Genomic DNA, 20,336 nt, shown 5'->3' with positions numbered 1-20,336 from the left:
TAAAATCCCGGTTCTCCTCTTGGACGCCGGGCCCCCCATGGATCTTCGCCAACTGCGCTATTTCATCGCGCTCAACGAGCACCGCAGTTTCGTGCGCGCCGCCGACGCCATGGGCATCACGCAACCGGCGTTCAGCCGCAGCATCCAGGGCCTGGAGCAAGAATTCGGCTGCGTGCTGGTGGACCGCGCCCACAAAGAGCTGCGCCCCACCCCGGAAGGCCAGGTGGTGCTGCAACATGCCCTGAGCCTGGTGCAAGGCGCGGCATTGCTCAGCCACGAAGTCACGCGCATGACCAAACTCGACGCCGGCGAAGTGCGTTTGGGCTGCGACGTGGTGGCGGCGGTCAACCTGCTGCCCGAGGCCCTGGCGCGGTTTGTCAGCGCCTACCCGAAGGTGCGCAGTGCCTTGCAGGTGGATAACTGGGAGCGGCTCGGGCGCAGCCTGAGTCGCGAAGAGATCGAATTTTTTATCGCCGATGTACGTCACTTCGAAGCCGACCCGAACTTCCAGACCCAGGCCCTCACGCCCCGGCGCAGCGTGTTTTTCTGCCGTGCCGGGCACCCGCTATTGGCCAAGGACAGCCTGTCCACCAACGACCTGTTCGGCTACCCGCTGGCCACGCCGCTGATCGCGCCGGGCATTCGCAAGCTGTTGGCCAACCTCAGTGGGCGCATCGACTTTGCCCCCGCCATCGAGCTGGAACAGTTCGCCGCGTTGGCGAGCATCGTGCGCCAGTCCGATGCGATTGGCCTGGGCGCCGAAGAAGCCTTCGTCGATGACTTCGCCAGTGGCGCGTTGCAGGTGCTGCACTGGCGCAACCTGCCCCACGCCCTCGACAGCTTGAGCAACCGCTGCGGGATAATCAGCCGCGCTGGGGCGCGCTTGTCGCCTGCGGCGAAGGCGTTGATCGAGACGTTGCTGGCGGTGGAAAACCAAGCCGATTGGCCCGCGCAAACGTCCCGAAATCATTGAAGCGCACGCCCATCTGCGCCATCACCTTGTGCGCCACCTTGGCGGTCATCTGGCGGATGTAGAACGGCTCCTTCACCACAAAATGGTGGATGCCATGGGTGCTGCCAAAGTTGAAGCAGAACGCCTGCAACGGCCACATCCACCACGGGTTCAACACCTGGGTCTGCTGGATCACGTTGCCCAGTTCCACATCGCCGTAGTAGTGCATGTTGGAGCTGACAAAGTGCAGGCAAAAGGTGCGCAGCACGTTGGGGCCGATGATCACCACGGCGGCGATATCGATCACCTGCATCACCTGCAAGGTCGTGGCTGACCACTCGATGGGCGCGCCCAGCAGGCTGGCGATGCCATTGGCCGCGTGGAAGCCGAGGAACACATACCACGCGCCCCAATGCAGCAGCGCCAGCGGCGCATACACCAGCAGCGAGCGCTTGAGGATGCTGAGCTTGTGCTTCCAGGTCTTGGCCCGCAGCAGGCGGATAAACGCCGACATGACGTTGTCGCCCACCATCAACAGCCGCGCAAACCCCCAGGGCTCGCCGTTGGTGATGGCGCGTTCTTCCATGTCCGTCTCGGTGCCGGAGACCTTGTGATGGTTGAGGTGCAGGTGGCGGCGAATCCACGGGTTGATCGTGCTCGGCCGCGCCAGCCACACCAAGCCCATCATCAGGTGGTGGGGGATGCGCTGCTTGCGAAAGTACATGCTGTGGATCAGGTCGTGTTCCAGCTCGTGGGTCAGTGAAGCCAGGAACGCGTTGATCAACAGGCACGCCCACCAGGCCATATGACCCTCGATGTAGAGCGCTGCCGAGCCAACCATGCCGAGCAACGCAAACGCCAGGATGCCCGCGCCGAGCGCGTCCTGATGCAGCAGCCACGGATGCTGCTGGCGCAAGCGCACGCCTTCGGCCAGCACCACTTCACGGATATGCGCCGAACGCTGTTGCGCGTTCATCTGCTGGGGACTTGCAGAAGTACCGTCCATGCTTCCATCCTCTGGTTATTGATGCGTCCATCCTGCCCCACGCGATCTGGCAGGGCGCTAGCCCCGGACGCCAACCTGTTGACCGCAAGCGCCAATCGCCATGCCCGAACCCACCTCCCTCGCCAGCTGGACCCGCGCCCTGCGCAAGCAGCTCGACGCCCTCGGCCTCGACAGCGCCGCGCTGTGCGCGCAAGCCGGGCTCGACCCGCAGCAGATGGACGACCCGAATGCGCGCTACCCGCTGTCGGCCACCACGCGGCTGTGGGAACTGGCGGTGCAGGCCAGCGGCGACCCGGCGATTGGCTTGCGGGTGTCGCGGTTTGTCAGCCCCACCACCTTTCATGCGCTGGGTTATGCGCTGGTGGCCAGCGGCAGCCTGCGGGAGGTGTTCGAGCGCATCGTGCGTTATCACCAGGTGGTCAGTGATGCACTGACCCTGACCTTGGACGGTGATGGAGAACGCTATCGCTTTCGCATGCTGCAACCTGCCGGCAGCCCGGCGCCGGCGTTCGAAGCCATCGATGCCTTTGCGGCGATTTATGTGCGTACATGCCGCAATCGCCTGGGCCGGGACTACGCCCCCTTAGCCGTGTATTTGCGGCGCCCCGAGCCGGTCGATCCCCAGCCCTGGCACACGGTGTTTCGCGCGCCGGTGTTTTTTGGCGCCGAGGAAGACCGCCTGGAATTCGCCGCCCAGGACTTCGACAGCCACCTCGACGACGCCAACCCCGAGCTGGCCGAGCACAATGAAACCGTGCTCAAACGCACCCTCGCCCAACTGCAACCACTGACCTGGGAGCGCAAGGTGCGCCGGGTGATCGAAGCGCAATTGCCCGATGGCGAGCCGAGCGCGGAACGGGTCGCCCAGGCGTTGCACTTGAGCTTGCGCAGCTTGCAGCGGCATCTGGCGGATGAAGGTTGCCGGTTTGATGCGTTGCTCAATGAGTGCCGGGAGAATTTGGCGTTGCTGCACTTGCGCGATCCGCAGTGTTCATTGGCGGAGATCAGTCATTTGTTGGGGTTTGCTGATACCAGCAGTTTTAGCCGGGCGTTCAAGCGGTGGACGGGGGTGACGCCGGGGCAGTTTCGGGAGGGGTTGCGGTAGTTGGATTTGTGTTGGTTTTGAGGGCCTCATCGCGGGCAAGCCCGCTCCCACATTTGATTGCATTCCAAGGTTGGAACCCGGTCACCTGTGGGAGCGGGCTTGCCCGCGATGGCGCCCGTAAGGTCAACGCCCACGATCACGCCGTAACACCGACCTCACCCGCGCCACCAACGCCTTGGCCTCAAACGGCTTGAGCAGGTAGTCATCCTCATGCAATTCCAACCCCCGCAGTCGGTCTTCAATGCCGCCGGGCGTCGTCAGGAACAACAGCGGCGTGTCGCCCTTCTGGCGAATCGCCTGCTGCAATTTCCAGGCATTCAGCCCGGGCAGCATCACGTCGAGGATCACCAGGTCGTACTCGCCGTCCTCGACCAGACGCTGGGCCGCCATGCCGTTGGCCGCCACGTCCACGCTGTAGCTGGCCTCGTTCAAGCCCTGGGCCATCCGCTGTGCCTCGTCGGATTCATGTTCCACTAACAGCACGCGCATAAGACACCTCGATTGATCAGGCCAGCAGGCTAACACCCTCAGGTGTGCGCCGCCTCCCGCAACCGCCCGGCGTCGAGGATTTCGATCGCGCCGTAGCCCAGGCGCACGATGCCTTGGGCTTGCAGGTCCTTGAGCAGGGCGTTGGTGGTCTGGCGCGACAGGCTGAGCATCGCCGCCAGGTCTTCCTGGGGCAGTTGCACGAGGCGCCGTGAGGGCTCGATGTCGCCATGACCGTCAATGATCATCAGCAAGCGATGGGCCAGGCGCACCGACGCCGGCATCAGGCGCAGCTGTTCGAGGCCGATAAAACTCAGGCGCAGTTTCTGGCTCATCAACAGGGCCAGGTCGCGCCAGTAGCGCGGATTTTCGTCGAGGTCTTTCAACAGCGCCTGCTGCGGCACCTGCAACAGCGTGCACGGGCCGACGGCGCAGGCGTCGTGGGTGCGCGGCAGGCCGTCGAACAGGCAGATCTCGCCAAACCAGAAAGGCGGCTCCACCAGGCTCAATACCGCTTCCTTGCCGTGTTCATTGACCGCGCTGATGCGCAGGCTGCCCTCGAGCACCGCATACAGGCCGCACGGCGGGTCGCCGCGCTTGAACAGGTATTGCCCCGCCGTCAGCTGACGCAACCGGGCGTGGGCCAGCAAGCTAGTCTGAAACGGTGCGGGCAGGTGACTGAACCACTGGCCGGTCGCCAGTTGCGCGTGCCATTGCGCTGCATCCATGGGAACTCCGAAGATTGTCGCCCAGCTGACAGTCAGGCAAAGGCTGACAGGGCATGATCAAACATCCTACAGGAGGAACAACAATGAAAAGCCTCGTCGATCACCTCAGCCAATACGCCGCCTACCACCGCGACCCGCGCAATATCGCCAGCCACTTTATCGGCATCCCGTTGATTGTGGTCGCGGTGGCGGTGTTGCTGTCGCGTCCCGAATGGGCCGTGGGTGGGCTGTGGGTTTCACCGGCGGTGCTGCTCGCGTTGTTTTCGGCGTGGTTTTACCTGCGCCTGGAGCTGGCGCTCGGTGTGTTGATGACGGTGCTGATGGGCTTGTCGGTGTGGGCCGGGCATGTGTTGGCGGCGCAGAGCACGCTGGTGTGGCTGGGCAGCGGGATCGGGATGTTTGTGGTGGGCTGGGTGATTCAGTTTGTCGGGCACTATTACGAGGGTAAAAAGCCGGCGTTTGTGGACGATGTGTCGGGGCTGATCGTCGGGCCGTTGTTTGTGGTGGCGGAGTTGGCGTTTCTGGTGGGGCTGCGGCATGACCTCAAGCAGCAGATCGAAGCACGCTCGGGCCCAGTGGCGCGCCGCGATCTAAAGCCCAGCGGGATTTAAATGTGGGAGCGGGCTTGCCCGCGATAGCGGTGGGTCAGTCAGCACATTGGCAACTGACAGACCGCTATCGCGGGCAAGCCCGCTCCCACAGTGGGTGGTGCAGTGTTCTCAGGCTTTTTGCCAGACCTTGGGCTTGAAGAACAGTGTCTCGCCACGGGCCAAACCGGTGAGGCTGTCGTGGTCTTTGACCACTTCGGCTTCGATCAGCTCGCTCTGGCCTTCCACCTTCAACGTCACGCGCGTGGTCGCACCCAACGGGCGGATATCGCGCACTTCGGCAGCGTGGTGGTCTTCCAGTTCATGGCGCGACAGCGACACTTCGTGGGGGCGGAACAACACATGATTGTCTTCACCCAGGTGCAGGCGGTTCGAATCGCCGAGGAAGTGATAGACGAAATCACTGGCCGGGTTTTCGTAGACTTCGCCCGGTGAGCCGATCTGCTCGATCACGCCCTTGTTCATCACCACGATGCGGTCGGCGACTTCCATGGCCTCTTCCTGGTCGTGGGTCACAAACACCGAGGTCAGGTTGATGTCTTCGTGCAGGCGTGCAAGCCAGCGGCGCAGTTCTTTACGCACCTTGGCGTCAAGGGCGCCGAACGGTTCGTCGAGCAGCAGCACTTTCGGCTCCACCGCCAGGGCGCGGGCCAGGGCGATACGCTGGCGCTGGCCGCCGGAGAGTTGTTCCGGGTAGCGGTCGGACAGCCAGTCCAGTTGCACCATGTTCAGCAGCTCGTGGACTTTGCTGGCGATCTGGCTTTCGCTCGGGCGCTGGTTCTTCGGTTTCATGCGCAGGCCGAAGGCAACGTTGTCGAACACGGTCATGTGGCGGAACAACGCGTAGTGCTGGAACACAAAGCCGACGTTGCGATCACGCACGTCGTGGCCGGAGACGTCTTCACCGTGGAACACGATGCTGCCGTCATCCGGGGTTTCGAGGCCGGCGATGATGCGCAGCAAGGTGGTCTTGCCGCAGCCGGACGGGCCAAGCAACGCCACCAGCTCGCCACTCTGGATGTCCAGATTGATGCTGTTCAGGGCCTTGAAGGCGTTGAAGTTCTTGCTGACATTACGGACTTCGATCGACATGACTTATTCATCACCGGCACTGTTGCGCAGGCGGTTGATACGGTTCTCGCTCCACTGCTTGAGCAGCAGGATGAAGAGCGCCAGGATCAGCAGCAGGCTGGCCACCGCAAACGCGGCGACGTGGTTGTATTCGTTGTAGAGAATCTCGACGTGCAGCGGCAGGGTGTTGGTGACGCCGCGAATGTGGCCGGACACCACCGACACCGCGCCAAACTCCCCCATGGCCCGTGCGGTACACAGCACCACGCCGTAGATCAGGCCCCATTTGATATTCGGCACAGTGACGTGCCAGAACATCTGCCAGCCATTCGCACCGAGCAGGCGCGCGGCTTCTTCTTCCTGGGTGCCCTGCTCTTGCATCAGCGGGATCAGTTCACGGGCCACGAACGGCACGGTGACGAAGATGGTCGCCAGCACAATGCCGGGCAAGGCGAACACGAGCTGGATGTCATGGTCCTGCAACCACGGGCCAAAGAAGCCCTGGGCGCCGAACATCAGCACGTAGACCAGGCCGGCGATCACCGGCGACACCGAGAACGGCAGGTCGATCAACGTGACCAGGATGCTCTTGCCACGGAACGAGTATTTGCTCACGCACCAGGCAGCGCTGACGCCAAACACCACGTTGAGCGGCACCGAAATCGCCACGGCGATCACCGTGAGTTTCAGCGCCGACAGCGCGTCGGGTTCGAGGATCGCGGTGAAGAACGAACCAAGGCCGTTCTTCAGGCCCTGGGTCACCACGATCAACAGCGGCAACAGCAGGAACAAGGCGAACACCAGCCAGCCAAGGCTGATCAGGATACGTCGCGACACCGCACTGCCACGGCGGGCAGCGTTGGCCGAGGACGCGGCGGAAATAGACGATTGGGACATGTTCCGCGCCTCCTTATGGACGTTCGATGCGCCGCTGCAACAAGTTGATCAGCAGCAGCAGGACAAAGGAAACCACCAGCATCAGCACACCAATGGAGGTGGCGCCGCGGTAGTCGTATTGGTCGAGCTTGACCATGATCAGCAGCGGCAGGATCTCGGTTTTCATCGGCATGTTGCCGGCGATGAAGATCACCGAACCGTACTCACCGACGCCACGGGCAAACGCCAGGGCGAAACCGGTGAGCCACGCGGGCAGCAGCGCCGGCACGAGGATGTAGCGGAACACCTGCAACGGCTTGGCGCCCAGGCAGGCGGCGGCTTCTTCGATTTCCCGGGGGATATCGGCCAGTACCGGCTGCACCGTGCGCACCACGAAGGGCAGCGTGACGAAGGTCAGCGCCAGGGTGATGCCCAGCGGGGTGTAGGCGATCTTGAAACCCAGGTCGGCGGCAAACTGGCCGACAAAACCATTCGGCGTGTACAAGGCGGTCAGTGCGATACCCGCCACGGCGGTGGGCAAGGCGAAGGGCAGGTCGATCATCGCATCGATGATCTTGCGGCCGGGGAAGGTGTAGCGCACCAGCACCCAGGCCAGCAGCGTGCCGATCACGCCGTTGATCAGCGCGGCGTACAACGCGGTGCTGAAACTCAACTTCAACGCAGCCAGCACGCGCGGGGCGGAGATGATGTTCCAGAACTGATCCCAGGTAAGTTGAGCGGCGTGTACAAACATCGCCGCGAGGGGGATGAGTACGATCAGGCTGAGGTACACCACGGTGTAGCCCAGCGTCAGCCCGAAGCCGGGTATGACGGGGGAGATACGACGCGACATAAGAGTCCTTGGTAAAAGGGTAGAAACCACTGTAGGAGCGCGCTTTGTGTGGGAGCTGGCTTTTCTGTGGGAGCCGGGCTTGCCCGCGATGCAGGCACCTCGGTGTGTCAGTCACACCTTGGTGATGCTATCGCAGGCAAGCCAGCTCCCACACAAGCCAGATCTCACAGAAAAGCGGGTTCCTACAGGTAGTGTTGCTTACTGCGCCGTGTAGATCTGGTCGAACACGCCACCGTCGTTAAAGAATTTCGGTTGGGCAGTTTTCCAGCCGCCGAAGTCTTTGTCGATAGTCACCAGGTCCAGTTTCGGGAACTGTTGGGCGTATTTGGCGGCAACTTTCGCATCCCGTGGGCGGTAGAAGTTCTTCGCCGCAATCTCCTGGCCAGCCGGGCTGTACAGGTGTTTCAGGTATTCAGTGGCGATTTCGGTGTTGCCCTTTTTCTCGGCGTTCTTGTCGACTACGGCCACTGGCGGCTCGGCGAGGATCGACAGGGACGGCACGACGATGTCGAACTTGTCTGCGCCGCCGTCTTCTTTCAGCGCGAGGAAGGCTTCGTTTTCCCAGGCCAGCAACACGTCACCCTGACCGTTGTTGACGAAGGTGATGGTCGAACCGCGTGCGCCGGTGTCCAGCACAGGTACGTGTTTGAACAGCGCTTGAACGTATTCCTGGGCCTTGGCTTCGCTGCCGCCGGTTTTCAGGCCGTAGGCCCAGGCGGCGAGGAAGTTCCAGCGGGCGCCGCCGGAGGTTTTCGGGTTCGGGGTGATCACGGACACGTCTTTCTTGATCAGGTCGCCCCAATCCTTGATGCCTTTAGGGTTGCCCTTGCGCACCAGGAACACGATGGTCGAGGTGTACGGGGTGCTGGCGTCCGGCAGGCGGGTCTGCCAGTTTTCCGGGAGGGTCTTGCCCAGCTTGGCGATTTCATCGATGTCGCCGGCCAGGGCCAGGGTCACCACGTCGGCGCGCAGGCCGTCGATCACGGCGCGGCCTTGCTTGCCCGAGCCACCGTGGGATTGCTGGATTTTCACGTTGTCGCCGGGGTGGGACTGTTTCCAGAAATTGGTGAACTCAGCGTTGTAGTCCTGGTACAGCTCACGGGTCGGGTCGTACGAGACGTTGAGCAACTCGTAGTCCTTGGCAACGGCGGAACCTGCAAACACGGCGCTGGCCAGGGCGGCCAGGGCGTAACGGCGAATCGACGACATAGAAGCTCCTGAAAATTCTGGGTGTTGGCTTTTTCTTATAAGTGCGGGTCTAGCATGCGAATCGCCGTGACTGCTCAGCTCGGTTTGTTACCCGGGTTTTGCAGGCGGAATTTTTCTTTGCGTTCGATCTGTACCACTTGCGCGTTATGCACGGTGATTTCCACCGCGCCAAAGCGCAGGTCGCGCAATGCGCTCTGGATCTCACGCAAAATGGCTGCTTCGTCCTGGCCGTCGACGCTACGTAGAGATGCGCTCATGGTCTCGCTCCTGAAATAAAAAGTGCCTTGCAGTGGCGGCACTGCGGGTGGCGTGAGAGCGATAGTAGATAAGCGCGGATATTCTTAAAAATACTATTTAAGAATGTTTATATAACCAGAAAGAATTTTCTGGTGGGACGTGGGGTTGCGTGCGGGTTTTGTGGGTTTTGGCTGAAATTAAGCCTTGAGACGATCCAAATGTGGGAGCTGGCTTGCCTGCGATAGCGGTCTATCAGCAAGTGATGTGCTGGCTGACACACCGCTATCGCAGGCAAGCCAGCTCCCACATTTTGAGTGCATTTCAACTTTGGATCGGCGGGGCTCGGTTCCAGTCGATTTCACTCGCCGGCACTGGCCGGCCAAACCAGTAACCCTGGCCCAAGTCGCATTCATGCTCCAACAGGAACCGCGCCTGCTCCACCTGCTCGATCCCTTCGGCGTGCACCTGCATGCCCATGCTTTTCGCCAGGGCGATGACCACGCGCACGATGGCGGCGTCGTCTTCGTCCCACGGCAAGCCGGCGACAAAGCCCTGGTCGATCTTGAGTTTCTGCACCGGCAGGCGCTTGAGGCGCAGCAGTGAGGAATAGCCGGTGCCGAAGTCGTCGATGGCCAGGCGCAAGCCCAGTTCGCGCAGGCGATGCAGTTGCTCCAGGGCGGCTTCGGGGTCGTCCATCACCGCGCTTTCGGTGACTTCCAGCTCAAGAAAAGCCGGGTCCAGGCCGGTGTCGTGCAGCACCTGGGCAACTTGCTCGTACAGCTCGCGACGGGCAAACAGGCGGCTGGAGACGTTGACCGCAATAAAATTCAGCGCCACGCCCTGCGCCAGCCATTGGCCCATCTGGCGGCACGACTGGTCCAGCACCCAGGCGTCGATGTCGGCGATCAACCCGGTGCGTTCGGCGATGGGGATGAAATCCCCCGGCGGCACCAGGCCACGTTCCGGGTGTTCCCAGCGCACCAGCGCCTCGACGCCGATCAGGCGGCTGTCTTGCAGGTCGTGCACGGGCTGGTAGTAGACGCGCAGTTCGTGCTGGTCGAGGGCGCGGCGCAGTTCGCTGGCGATTTCCACGCGGTTTTGCGCGTGGGCGGTGAGTTCTTCGGTGTACAGGGCGTAGCCTTCGCGCCCGGCGCTCTTGGCCTTGAACAGCGCCGAGTCGGCGTTGCGCAGCAGTTGCTCGGCGCTCAGGGCATCGCTGGGGAACAGGCTGATGCCGACGCTGGCGCTGATAAACAGCTGGTGGCCGTCAAAGATGAACGGTTGTTTCATCGTATCCAGCATGCGCTGCGCCAGGCCGGCGGCTTGCACCACCTGTGGACAACTTTCCGCCAGCACGGCGAACTCGTCGCCGCCCAGGCGCGCCAGGGTCACGCCGGGGCCGAACAGGGCCTTGAGCCGCTCGCCCACCAGCTTGAGCAGTTGGTCGCCGACGTTATGGCCAAGGCTGTCGTTGATGATCTTGAAGTGGTCCAGGTCCAGCAGCAGCAAGGCACAGCCGCGCTTGTGCACTTGCGCGGAGGCCAGCGCCTGCTCGGCGCGGTCGGTGAACAGCAGGCGATTGGGCAGGTCGGTGAGCGGGTCGTGGTGCGCCAGGTGCGCCAGTTCGTGCTCGGAATGCTTGATGGCGGTGATGTCGGAGAACACCGCGACGTAGTGGCTGACGTGGCCGAGATCATCCTGCACGGCGCGGATGGTTTGCCACTGTGGATAAATCTCGCCGCTCTTGCGTCGGTTCCAGATCTCTCCGCTCCATTCGCCGGTACGCCCCAGGGCCTGGAACATCTGTTGATAAAAACCCGATGAATGGCGCCCAGACTTGAACAGGCTCGGCTGCTGGCCCATGACGTCTTCGCGGCGGTAGCCGGTGATCTCCACAAAGGCCCGGTTCACATGCACGATCAGGCCCTTGGCGTCGGTGACCAGCACGCCTTCGCGGGTGCAGTCGAACACGGCGGCGGCCTGGCGCAGGCGCTCGCGGTTTTCCTGCAGGGGCTGGGCAAGCCGGCTGGCCCGGTCAAACCGCGCACAGAGCAGGTAAATGGCCAGCGCGCTGAGGGCCACCCACACATAGCCGCGCACCTGCAGCCAGTGACCCAGCTCCCTCGGTTCATCGAGAAAGTTGATCAATACCTGGTTGCTGAGCTGGAGCCAGACAATGGAAACCAGCAGGTATACCAGCCCTACACGTAGGGCACCTCGGTATGAAAGCAGCATATGCTCAGTAATCCTTACTAAAAAAACAGAATCGCCCTACAAAGGCTGCGGATTATAGAATAAGAAACATCCAGTCACTCCTATCTGAAAGGGTGGCTGGTTTTCTCTGTAGGCTTAGTGATAATGCGTGAGCTGTTTTTTTCTTTATCTGAGGGCCATACAGCCTATGTGGTACAACGGTTTTCTTGACCTGTCAGCCTGGCAACTGGTGGCAGTCACTCTGTTGATGACCCACGTGACCATCGTTGGGGTCACCGTCTATCTGCACCGCTATTCAGCCCATCGTTCCCTGGAACTCAATGCCGGCCTGAAACACTTCTTCCGCTTCTGGCTGTGGCTGACCACGGCGCAGAACACCCGCGAGTGGACCGCCATCCACCGTAAACACCACGCCAAATGTGAAACCGTCGATGACCCGCACAGCCCGGTGATCAAAGGCCTGTCCACCGTGTTGCGCAAGGGTGCCGAACTGTACCGCGCCGAAGCGGAAAACCCCGAGACCTTGCGCATCTACGGCAAGAACTGCCCGGACGACTGGATCGAACGCAAAATCTACACCCCTTACCCGCTGCTGGGCGTGGCGATCATGGGCGTGATCGACCTGCTGCTGTTCGGCACCATCGGCATCACCATCTGGGCGATCCAGATGATGTGGATCCCGTTCTGGGCCGCCGGCGTGATCAACGGCCTGGGCCATGCCGTGGGCTATCGCAACTTCGAATGCCGTGACGCGGCGACCAACCTGGTGCCGTGGGGCATCATCGTCGGTGGCGAAGAGCTGCACAACAACCATCACACCTACCCCAACTCCGCCAAGCTGTCGGTGAAGAAGTGGGAGTTCGACCTCGGTTGGGCCTGGATCAAGGTGTTCAGCTGGCTGCGCCTGGCCAAGGTGCAGCGTGTGGCGCCGATTGCCCACCGCGTCGAGGGCAAGGGCCACCTGGACATGGACACTGCGATGGCGATCCTCAACAACCGCTTCCAGATCATGGCCCAGTACCGCAAGCTGGTGATCGGCCCGCTGGTCAAGCAAGAGCTGGAAAAGGTCGATCACTCGGTGCGCCACCAGTTCCACCGCGCCAAGCGTTTGCTGTCGCGGGAGACCAGCCTGCTGGATGAGCGCCATCACCTGCGCATCCAGGGCATGCTGGAACACAGCCAGGCCCTGAAAGTGATCTACGAAAAGCGCCTGGCGCTGCAACAGATCTGGCTCAAGACCAGCACCAATGGCCACGACATGCTCGCCGCCATCAAGGAATGGGTGCATGAGGCCGAGGCCAGCGGCATCCAGTCCCTGCGCGACTTTGCCCACCAATTGAAGACCTATTCCCTGCGTCCTGCAGCGGTCTGACCCTACGGTGGGAGGGCTTGCCCTCCCACCCACCGGCTTTTTGGCGCCATTTCTCGGACACCGTCAATCGCGACCGATGACGGAACTTCACTGCAATTCCCCTCTCTCAATGAACACTTCGCCATCATGGCGGCCCCTTGTAGTGACCGCTGTTCCATCCTGCGGCGCGCCCAGAGAGAGTTGTGCCGATGGTTCACGAAAAGCCCTACCAGCCCGATCCCCCCAGCACCGAGCACCCGCGCCCCGCAGCGGCGGCGACGCTGCTGGCGCTGATGCACGCCCAGGGCGAAGTCGAGCGGCTGAGCGAGCGCGAACAATTGCTCAGTTCCCTGTTGGTCAGCGTGAACGCCGTGCTGTGGGCCATCGACTGGGAAACGCGCCGCGTGCTGTACGTGAGCCCGGCCTACGAGCGGGTATTCGGGCGTTCGGCCGGCCTGCTGCTGGCCGACCACCGTGAATGGCGCAACAGCATTCACCCCGAAGACCTCGACTACGCCGAGCACAGCCTGGCCCGCGTGCTGGAACAGGGCGCCGTGGAAGACCGCGAGTACCGCATCATCACCGCCGACGGGCAGATCCGCTGGCTCAGCGACAAGTGCTACATCAATCAGCAGGTGGAACCCGGCGAGCCGGTGATCGTGGTCGGCATGGCCGAAGACATCACCGAGAAAAAGCAGCTGGAACTGGAGCTGCATCGCCTCGCCACCACCGACGTGCTGACCCAGAGCAGCAACCGCCGGCACTTCTTCGAATGCGCCAACCAGGCCTTCGACAGCGCCTGCGCCCAGGGCGCGCCCTTGGCGTTCCTGTTGCTGGATATCGATGACTTCAAGGACGTCAACGACTCCTACGGCCATCTGGAGGGCGACCAGGTGCTGCGGCGTATCGCCGAGAGCGGTCGCGGGGTATTGCGCCGTGGCGACCTGTTCGGGCGCATTGGCGGCGAAGAATTCGCCGCGGTCCTGCCCGGTTGTGCGCCGGAGATGGCGTTGCAAGTGGCGGAGCGGCTGGGCAAGGAGATCCAGGCGTTGAGTTTCAGCTATGAAGGATCGGCGTTTACGGTGACGGTCAGCCAGGGTTTGGCCAGCCTGAGCGAGGAGGACTCGACGTTGGACAGCCTGTTCGCCCGCGCGGATGCGGCGATGTATGAGGCCAAGCGACTGGGCAAGAATCGCGTCGTCGCGAGCTAAATATCTGCCGCAACAAAGATCCAGTGTGGGAGCGGGCTTGCCCGCGATGGCGGTGGGTCAGCTAGAAATCTGCTGACTGACACACCCTCATCGCGGGCAAGCCCGCTCCCACATTTGGATCTCACTGTTCTCTAGGCCTTGCGCACCCGAGTCAGCTCCGACAAACCCACCTTGAGCAACCGCGCCGTCTTGCCCGCCGCCAGCGCTTCGAGCCCTTCATGCTCGGTCAGCCGCGCCATCTGCGCCGCCAGGTTCACCACCAGCGCATCCCGCGCATACACCCCGCCCTCCAGCGAGTAGATCGCCGCGATCAACTGGCGCAGTTCATGGGGCAAGCGCCAGCGCGCACGCAACGCCGAGCCATAGGCGGCACCAAAAGTGTAGAGCGCCTCGCCAATCGCTTCGTCATCCAGCGCGCCGCCGCCCAGCCGCCAGTCTTCCAGGCAGCGCAACAAGGCCAGGTCGCCGAGCCGATGCAGGATACCGGCGCTGTAGCAACGCTCGTGATCCAACTCCAGCATGCGCGCCAGGCGTCGCGCGTAGTCGGCGGTGTCCTGGGACAGCTGCCAGTGGCGCTCGGCATAGGCCACCAGCGCCGGGTCGGCCAGCACCACGTTGTGCTTGAGGGACAGGCCGAGGATCAGGTTCATGCTTTGCCCGGCAGCCAGCTTGTGCAACGCCGCTGGCAGGGTTTGCACCGGCGTGCCGTGATGGCCGGCGCTGTTGGCGGCGGCGATCAGTACGGCGGTGATTTGCGGGTCCATGCGCACCTGGTCTTCCAGGCGCTTGAGGTCCAGGCCGTTGGGCCCAAGGCTTTTTTGTACCGCAGCTTTCACATCCACGCGCAACGGCGCGCCATCGGAAGCTTCGCGGCGGCGCTCCAGGAACACCGGCAACGTCATGCCCGGCGCCAGCGGCGGAATCTCGCAATACACGCTTTCGCCTTCATTGAGCAGCAGGTCTTGCAGGCGCTGGGTCAGGCTCTCCATGTTCAGGGGTTTGGTCAGGTACGCCGTGGGCGCCAGGGGCAGGGCTTCGCGCACACTGGCGCTGTCATTGCGACTGCTCAGCAGAATGAACGGCAGCGCAGGCGAGCGGCGCTGCTGGCGCACGTTGCGCAGCAGGCTCAGGCCATCGACGCCCGGCAGCTCCCAATCGGCCAGGATCAGGTCGTAGGTTTTTTCCCGCAGCAACGTAGCCGCTTGCTGACCATCGGCACACACATCCAGCCGTGCGTCACAGCGCACGTTCAACAACACTTGCTTGAGCAGGTCCCGCGACCAAGGGTCCGCTTCGGCAATCAACACACGGGGTACAGCGGGTAAATCAACAGCAGTCATCCAGCACGCTCCATCGGCAATGCTTGCACCTTAGTCAATGGAGGCGGGTACGTACAATGAACCTGGGCTGAATGTGCCGGGTCGGGCACAAAAAAACCCGCCGAAGCGGGTTTTTTCTGTCGATCAGGTCAGCTTGCGCTTACAGCTCGGAGAAGCACTCTTCGATGATCGCCAGGCCTTTGTCCAACAGCTCGTCCGGCGCGGTCAGCGGGACCAGCACGCGCAACACGTTGCCGTAGGTGCCGCAGCTCAGCAGGATCAGGCCCTTGTCACGCGCCTTGGCCACCACGGCAGCCACGGCCGCAGCGTTGGGCTTGTGGGTGTCGCCGCCATCGAACAGCTCGACGGCGATCATCGCGCCCAGGGCACGCACATCACCGATCACCGGGTACTTGGCCTGGATGGCTTTCAGGCCAGTGACCAGACGCTCGCCGACGGACTTGCAACGGTCCAGCAGGTGCTCTTCTTCGAACACTTCCATTACCGCCAGCGCAGCCGCGCACGCGATCGGGCTACCGGCGTAGGTGCCGCCCAGGCCGCCTGGAGCGATGGCATCCATGTATTCGGCCTTGCCGCACACACCGGCCAGCGGGAAGCCGCCAGCGATGGATTTGGCGAAGGTGGTCAGGTCGGCAGCAACGCCCATCTGTTCCATGGCGAAGAAGGTACCGGTACGGCCGGCACCGGTTTGCACTTCGTCGGCGATCAGCAGGATGCCGTGCTTGTCGCACAGTTCGCGCAGGCGCTTCATGAAGGATTTCGGCGCGACGTAGAAACCGCCTTCGCCCTGCACCGGCTCGATGATGATGGCAGCGATGTCACGCGGCTCGGCATCGTTCTTGAAAATGCGTTCGATGCTGGCGATGGAATCGTCGTCGCTCACACCGTGCAGTTCGTTCGGGTACAGCGCGCGGAACACGCCGCCGGGCATCAGGCCCATGCCGGCCGAGTACGGCACGACTTTACCGGTGAGGCCCAGGGTCATCATGGTGCGGCCGTGATAGGCGCCGGTGAAGGCGATCACGCCGGCACGGCCAGTGGCGGCACGGGCGATCTTCACGGCGTTTTCGACGGCTTCGGAACCGGTGGTGACCAGCAGGGTTTTCTTGGCGAAGTCGCCAGGCACCTTGGCGTTCACTTTCTCGCACACTTCGACGTACGGCTCGTAGGCCAGGACCTGGAAGCAGGTGTGGGTCAGTTTGTTCAGCTGTTCGGTCACGGCGGCGATGATTTTCGGGTGCACGTGACCGGTGTTCAGCACGGCGATGCCGCCGGCGAAGTCGATGAACTCGCGACCTTCAACGTCGGTCACCGTGGCGTTCTTCGCGGATTCGGCGAAGATCGGGTGGATCTGGCCGACACCGCGCGGTACAGCGGCTTCGCGGCGTTTCATCAGGGATGCGTTGGTCTTGCTCATAAAGTCCTCATTCGCCACTCATCGGGTGGCGGGGTCCAAGGAATACGTGGCGGGGAGGCAACTGCGGCAGCATGCGATGATCGACTGCCACAGCGTTCCCGGCCACTACGAATAACGTCTTGAAACACGCAAAGGGTCAGCGCTCTCGTGCCCTCTGCGTTCACTGCAATCTCTTGCCGGGCTTAGATGCCCAGGCAGAGGTATTTGATTTCCAGGTAATCCTCGATCCCGTACTTGGAGCCTTCACGGCCCAGGCCCGAGGCCTTGATACCGCCGAACGGCGCCACTTCGTTGGAGATCAACCCGGTGTTGACGCCGACCATGCCGTATTCCAGGGCTTCGGCCACACGGAACACACGGCCCAGGTCGCGGGCATAGAAGTAGGAAGCCAGGCCGAACTCGGTGTCGTTGGACATCGCGATCACTTCGGCTTCGTCTTTGAAGCGGAACAGCGGCGCCAGCGGGCCGAAGGTTTCTTCCTTCGCCACAGCGGCGTTTTTCGGCACGTTGGTGAGGATGGTCGGCTCGAAGAAGTTGCCTTCCATGACCTTGCCACCCGCCAGCAGCGTGGCGCCTTTGCTCAGGGCATCGGCGATGTGTTCCTGGACCTTGGCCACGGCCTTTTCGTCGATCAGGGGACCTGTGGTGGTGCCGTCTTCCAGACCGTTGCCGATCTTCAATTTGGCCACGGCCACTTTGAGTTTTTCGGCGAAGGCGTCGTACACCGAATCCTGGATGTACAGGCGGTTGGCGCAGACGCAGGTCTGGCCGTTGTTGCGGTACTTGGAGATGATCGCGCCTTCGACGGCCTTATCCAGGTCGGCGTCGTCAAACACGATGAACGGCGCGTTGCCGCCCAGCTCCAGGGACACTTTCTTGATGTCCTTGGCGCATTCGGCCATCAGCTGGCGACCGATTTCGGTCGAGCCGGTGAAGGACAATTTACGCACGATCGGGTTGCCGGTCAGCTCGCCGCCGATGTCGCCAGCGCTGCCGGTGACCACGCTCAGCACGCCTTTCGGGATGCCGGCACGGTGCGCCAGCTCAACCAGCGCCAGGGCCGAGAACGGGGTTTGCGAAGCGGGCTTGATGACCATGGTGCAACCGGCGGCCAGGGCCGGGCCGGCTTTACGGGTGATCATCGCGGCCGGGAAGTTCCACGGGGTGATGGCAGCGGTCACGCCGATCGGCTGCTTGATCACGATCAGGCGCTTGTCGGGCTGGTGGCCGGGAATCACGTCACCGTAGATGCGCTTGGCTTCTTCGGCGAACCACTCGATAAAGGACGCGGCGTAGACGATTTCGCCCTTGGCTTCGGCCAGCGGCTTGCCTTGTTCGAGGGTCATCAGGCGGGCGAGGTCGTCCTGGTTTTCGATCAGCAGCTCAAACCAACGGCGCAGCTTGTTCGCGCGCTCCTTGGCGGTCAGCGCACGCCAGGCCGGCAAGGCGTTGTCGGCGGCTTCGATGGCGCGGCGGGTTTCCGCGGCGCCCATCTTTGGCACGGTACCGAGAATCTCGCCCGTGGCCGGGTTGTTGACCTTGATGGTCTGACCGTTGTCCGCATCGACCCAAGCACCATCGATAAAGGCTTGCTGGCGGAACAACTGGGCATCTTTAAGCTGCATGTCGGCTTTCCTTAACAGCACCGCGCACGCGCGGAGCGAATTAGAGTTGTTGAAAGGCGCCTTGTGGGCTGCCGTCAGGGAAATCAGCCCCAGCGCGCGGAATATGTGAAGCGCACGCGGGAGACAGAGCGTTTGAAATCTCAAACGAATCCTAGGATCAATGGGGGTACAGGGCAATAGTCTGTTCGAAAAAAAGAACGAAAACGGCGCATTTGCCGAATCTTTCGGATCAGCGTGATTGGCCCGGGTTCCCCCGCCTTGACCGGCGGCGCCCGGTTTAGGGCGCCAGCGCGCCGATTTCCTACGGTTCAGCGGCCAAAAACCAGCATGGACGCCCAAGGGCGACATGGGTATGATGTCGCCCGCACAAGCATCCGTAGCTCAGCTGGATAGAGTACTGCCCTCCGAAGGCAGGGGTCGTGGGTTCGAATCCCGCCGGGTGCACCATATAGCAGTCTCGGGCTGTCTCAGACAGCCTACGAAACACCACAAGAAGCCCGCCCTGTGCGGGTTTTCTTGTTTCTGGCTATCCATCCCTGTCCACCCCTATAACTTCCCGCCGTGTATGCCCACGTGTATGCTTTGAGATTCCTATAACTGGAGGCATACAGGAAGTGAAGCGCTCTGAAATCAAACGCCGCCCCTTAGCAGACACCACGCTCGCAGGCCTGGAGCCCGAGCACACTACTTATCGGGAGCAGGACGGGAATGGTCTGTACTTTCGGGTGAAACCTAACGGGCAAAAATCGTGGGAGCTGCGCTACAAAAAGCCAGACGGGAAATGGTCGTGGCTGGGTCTCGGCGGCTACCCGGAAATCAGTGGCTCATTAGCGAGACAGAAAGCAGCTCAGCTGAGGGATGATGCATCGACTGGCAAAAATCCTTTGGTGAGCAAGCAAGCTCGCAAGGTTGCAGACCAGGTTGCTGCCAACAACACCTTTGAAGCGCTAGGCCGCGAGTGGTTTGAGGCCAGACGCACAAGCTGGGAATCAGGTACGTCTCGACGAGTGCTTGGCGCACTTGAGCTTCATGTGTTCCCCGTCTTCGGCAAACGCGTGTACACAGAAATATTGCCCCTGGAATGGATGGAGTTTCTACGCGGCATGGAGCAGAAAGGGATCATTGAACAAATGGGCCGAGTTCGTGCCTTTTGCAAAGAGATCTATGACCTGGCCCGCGTAACAGGACGAGCCGTCCACAACCCCCTTGAAGGCCTCAGCAAATTCTTGCAATCACGTAGCGCTGAAAACTATGCACACGTTTCGATTGAAGAACTGCCTGCGCTACTTCGAGCGATCAACTCCTACCCTCACGCAAAGGACGTTCGTATAGGGCTTCGCTTGCTTTCCTTATTAGCATCGCGCCCGAGCGAGATCCGAGAAGCACGCTGGTCAGAAATCGACCTCTCCAAAAAGCTATGGACGATCCCAGCCGAGCGAATGAAACGTCGTCGCGAACATGTGGTGCCTCTCTCTCGACAGGCAATTGAAGCGCTCACAGAGTTACGAACACTGACAGGTGCGTACCCTCTCCTATTTCCAGGCAGGAAAGACAGGACAATCCCGCGTAGCAACACCGTCTTTCTAATGGCGCTCCGCAGACTGGGATATGCGGGTCGGCAAACAGGCCACGGCTTTCGTCACATCGCGAGCACCATACTCAATGAGCAGGGTTTCGATGAGAATCACATTGAGGCCCAGCTCTCTCACGCAAAGGAAGGAATTGCAGGGGTGTACAACAAGGCGGTTTACCTACCTCAGCGCAGAGTGATGATGCAGTGGTACGCAGATCATCTGGATGAGCTAGTAGATGGCAACATTATTCAGGGAAGGTTTGGAAAGGCGGGTTGAATACGCCAACCCCATACCCATCAAAAATCGATGTTACTGGTGTTACGCACGTTACGCATCCGATCAACCAATTGATTTTATTTAATATTTCTTGCGTAACACGTATTAAAAGAGATCCGTACATCATGTGTTACGCGTCAAAAGCGTGTTACGCCTAAGGCGCCCAAAACCTCTGGCGGCCATCTCTTATTGGTCGC

The 20,336-nt window shown here is 61.7% G+C and carries 18 protein-coding genes and 1 tRNA gene; 7 read left to right on the top strand and 12 right to left on the bottom strand.

The features are described 5' to 3' along the window. Positions 1-37: 37 nt before the first annotated feature. Positions 38-973 carry a LysR family transcriptional regulator gene (locus tag PSH87_RS01050; protein ID WP_305432147.1) on the top strand — a complete coding sequence of 312 codons (936 nt, stop codon included), beginning with the start codon at positions 38-40 and terminating at the stop codon, positions 971-973. Here PSH87_RS01050 and PSH87_RS01045 read toward each other — a convergent pair. Then, positions 864-1,958, bottom strand: coding sequence for a fatty acid desaturase (locus tag PSH87_RS01045; protein WP_305432146.1), 1,095 nt, complete (start codon positions 1,956-1,958; stop codon positions 864-866). The two genes, PSH87_RS01050 and PSH87_RS01045, sit on opposite strands and share 110 nt — an antisense overlap. A 100-nt stretch (positions 1,959-2,058) precedes the next feature. Between PSH87_RS01045 and PSH87_RS01040 the strand changes: the two genes are divergently transcribed. After that, positions 2,059-3,063: an AraC family transcriptional regulator gene (locus PSH87_RS01040; protein WP_305432145.1), complete on the top strand. Its 1,005-nt coding sequence runs from the start codon at positions 2,059-2,061 to the stop codon at positions 3,061-3,063. Positions 3,064-3,186: 123 nt separating this feature from the next. Here PSH87_RS01040 and PSH87_RS01035 read toward each other — a convergent pair whose 3' ends face one another. Together PSH87_RS01035 and PSH87_RS01030 are read right to left on the bottom strand one after the other, a co-directional pair. Further along, a complete protein-coding gene (locus tag PSH87_RS01035; RefSeq protein WP_305432144.1) occupies positions 3,187-3,552 on the bottom strand; it encodes a response regulator in 366 nt (121 codons plus the stop codon). A gap of 38 nt (positions 3,553-3,590) precedes the next feature. Further along, positions 3,591-4,277: a Crp/Fnr family transcriptional regulator gene (locus PSH87_RS01030; RefSeq protein ID WP_305432143.1), complete on the bottom strand. Its 687-nt coding sequence runs from the start codon at positions 4,275-4,277 to the stop codon at positions 3,591-3,593. An 83-nt stretch (positions 4,278-4,360) separates the two neighbouring features. Between PSH87_RS01030 and PSH87_RS01025 the strand changes: the two genes are divergently transcribed. Then, complete coding sequence (locus PSH87_RS01025) at positions 4,361-4,888, top strand: DUF962 domain-containing protein (RefSeq protein ID WP_305432142.1); 528 nt, start codon at positions 4,361-4,363, stop codon at positions 4,886-4,888. A gap of 108 nt (positions 4,889-4,996) precedes the next feature. Here the strand turns inward: PSH87_RS01025 and PSH87_RS01020 are convergent, their stop codons facing one another. The 6 genes from PSH87_RS01020 to dibA form a co-directional block, all read right to left on the bottom strand. Further along, positions 4,997-5,977, bottom strand: a complete 981-nt coding sequence (locus tag PSH87_RS01020; RefSeq protein WP_017736171.1) for a sulfate/molybdate ABC transporter ATP-binding protein — start codon at positions 5,975-5,977, stop codon at positions 4,997-4,999. A gap of 3 nt (positions 5,978-5,980) precedes the next feature. Next, the gene (cysW, locus tag PSH87_RS01015) at positions 5,981-6,853 is read right to left on the bottom strand and encodes a sulfate ABC transporter permease subunit CysW (protein ID WP_305432140.1); all 873 of its coding nucleotides are present in this window, start codon (positions 6,851-6,853) and stop codon (positions 5,981-5,983) included. 13 nt (positions 6,854-6,866) lie between these two features. After that, a complete protein-coding gene (cysT, locus tag PSH87_RS01010; protein ID WP_017736173.1) occupies positions 6,867-7,685 on the bottom strand; it encodes a sulfate ABC transporter permease subunit CysT in 819 nt (272 codons plus the stop codon). Between the two features lie 198 nt (positions 7,686-7,883). Next, a complete protein-coding gene (locus PSH87_RS01005; RefSeq protein ID WP_017736174.1) occupies positions 7,884-8,894 on the bottom strand; it encodes a sulfate ABC transporter substrate-binding protein in 1,011 nt (336 codons plus the stop codon). A gap of 74 nt (positions 8,895-8,968) precedes the next feature. Continuing rightward, positions 8,969-9,151 (bottom strand): sulfur starvation response protein OscA, encoded by a 183-nt coding sequence (gene oscA / locus PSH87_RS01000; protein WP_003170956.1) that lies wholly within the window; start codon positions 9,149-9,151, stop codon positions 8,969-8,971. 301 nt (positions 9,152-9,452) lie between these two features. Further along, the gene (gene dibA / locus PSH87_RS00995) at positions 9,453-11,366 is read right to left on the bottom strand and encodes a phosphodiesterase DibA (RefSeq protein ID WP_305432138.1); all 1,914 of its coding nucleotides are present in this window, start codon (positions 11,364-11,366) and stop codon (positions 9,453-9,455) included. A 166-nt stretch (positions 11,367-11,532) separates the two neighbouring features. On the opposite strand from dibA, the gene desA reads away from it, so the two are divergent. Then, the gene (gene desA, locus PSH87_RS00990; RefSeq protein ID WP_017735284.1) at positions 11,533-12,717 is read left to right on the top strand and encodes a delta-9 fatty acid desaturase DesA; all 1,185 of its coding nucleotides are present in this window, start codon (positions 11,533-11,535) and stop codon (positions 12,715-12,717) included. A 188-nt stretch (positions 12,718-12,905) separates the two neighbouring features. After that, the gene (locus PSH87_RS00985) at positions 12,906-13,907 is read left to right on the top strand and encodes a sensor domain-containing diguanylate cyclase (protein ID WP_017735285.1); all 1,002 of its coding nucleotides are present in this window, start codon (positions 12,906-12,908) and stop codon (positions 13,905-13,907) included. Positions 13,908-14,038: 131 nt separating this feature from the next. Here PSH87_RS00985 and PSH87_RS00980 read toward each other — a convergent pair whose 3' ends face one another. From PSH87_RS00980 to gabD, 3 genes are all read right to left on the bottom strand, one after another. Continuing rightward, a complete protein-coding gene (locus PSH87_RS00980) occupies positions 14,039-15,247 on the bottom strand; it encodes an HDOD domain-containing protein (RefSeq protein WP_026136489.1) in 1,209 nt (402 codons plus the stop codon). Positions 15,248-15,386: 139 nt separating this feature from the next. Beyond that, complete coding sequence (gabT, locus tag PSH87_RS00975; protein WP_017734501.1) at positions 15,387-16,664, bottom strand: 4-aminobutyrate--2-oxoglutarate transaminase; 1,278 nt, start codon at positions 16,662-16,664, stop codon at positions 15,387-15,389. A 182-nt stretch (positions 16,665-16,846) separates the two neighbouring features. Continuing rightward, complete coding sequence (gene gabD, locus PSH87_RS00970; RefSeq protein WP_017734500.1) at positions 16,847-18,289, bottom strand: NADP-dependent succinate-semialdehyde dehydrogenase; 1,443 nt, start codon at positions 18,287-18,289, stop codon at positions 16,847-16,849. Positions 18,290-18,659: 370 nt separating this feature from the next. Between gabD and PSH87_RS00965 the strand changes: the two genes are divergently transcribed. Both PSH87_RS00965 and PSH87_RS00960 read left to right on the top strand, forming a co-directional pair. Then, positions 18,660-18,736 (top strand) — tRNA-Arg (locus PSH87_RS00965). Between the two features lie 167 nt (positions 18,737-18,903). Beyond that, the gene (locus PSH87_RS00960; RefSeq protein WP_305432136.1) at positions 18,904-20,139 is read left to right on the top strand and encodes a tyrosine-type recombinase/integrase; all 1,236 of its coding nucleotides are present in this window, start codon (positions 18,904-18,906) and stop codon (positions 20,137-20,139) included. Positions 20,140-20,336: the final 197 nt, after the last annotated feature.

The sequence above is a fragment of the Pseudomonas sp. FP453 genome, assembly GCF_030687495.1.
Lineage (GTDB): Bacteria > Pseudomonadota > Gammaproteobacteria > Pseudomonadales > Pseudomonadaceae > Aquipseudomonas.
The sequence above is the reverse complement of the archived record's forward strand: the minus strand, read 5'-3'. Positions and strand labels throughout refer to the sequence as shown.

Coding starts and splice junctions, on each gene's coding strand:
- PSH87_RS01005 (WP_017736174.1), bottom strand. CDS start 8,894: ATGTCGTCGATTCGCCGTTACGCCCTGGCCGCCCTGGCCAGCGCCGTG.
- PSH87_RS01040 (WP_305432145.1), top strand. CDS start 2,059: ATGCCCGAACCCACCTCCCTCGCCAGCTGGACCCGCGCCCTGCGCAAG.
- PSH87_RS01030 (WP_305432143.1), bottom strand. CDS start 4,277: ATGGATGCAGCGCAATGGCACGCGCAACTGGCGACCGGCCAGTGGTTC.
- PSH87_RS01045 (WP_305432146.1), bottom strand. CDS start 1,958: ATGGACGGTACTTCTGCAAGTCCCCAGCAGATGAACGCGCAACAGCGT.
- PSH87_RS01025 (WP_305432142.1), top strand. CDS start 4,361: ATGAAAAGCCTCGTCGATCACCTCAGCCAATACGCCGCCTACCACCGC.
- gabD (WP_017734500.1), bottom strand. CDS start 18,289: ATGCAGCTTAAAGATGCCCAGTTGTTCCGCCAGCAAGCCTTTATCGAT.
- PSH87_RS01050 (WP_305432147.1), top strand. CDS start 38: ATGGATCTTCGCCAACTGCGCTATTTCATCGCGCTCAACGAGCACCGC.
- PSH87_RS01035 (WP_305432144.1), bottom strand. CDS start 3,552: ATGCGCGTGCTGTTAGTGGAACATGAATCCGACGAGGCACAGCGGATG.
- PSH87_RS01020 (WP_017736171.1), bottom strand. CDS start 5,977: ATGTCGATCGAAGTCCGTAATGTCAGCAAGAACTTCAACGCCTTCAAG.
- oscA (WP_003170956.1), bottom strand. CDS start 9,151: ATGAGCGCATCTCTACGTAGCGTCGACGGCCAGGACGAAGCAGCCATT.
- PSH87_RS00980 (WP_026136489.1), bottom strand. CDS start 15,247: ATGACTGCTGTTGATTTACCCGCTGTACCCCGTGTGTTGATTGCCGAA.
- PSH87_RS00985 (WP_017735285.1), top strand. CDS start 12,906: ATGGTTCACGAAAAGCCCTACCAGCCCGATCCCCCCAGCACCGAGCAC.
- dibA (WP_305432138.1), bottom strand. CDS start 11,366: ATGCTGCTTTCATACCGAGGTGCCCTACGTGTAGGGCTGGTATACCTG.
- desA (WP_017735284.1), top strand. CDS start 11,533: ATGTGGTACAACGGTTTTCTTGACCTGTCAGCCTGGCAACTGGTGGCA.
- cysW (WP_305432140.1), bottom strand. CDS start 6,853: ATGTCCCAATCGTCTATTTCCGCCGCGTCCTCGGCCAACGCTGCCCGC.
- gabT (WP_017734501.1), bottom strand. CDS start 16,664: ATGAGCAAGACCAACGCATCCCTGATGAAACGCCGCGAAGCCGCTGTA.
- cysT (WP_017736173.1), bottom strand. CDS start 7,685: ATGTCGCGTCGTATCTCCCCCGTCATACCCGGCTTCGGGCTGACGCTG.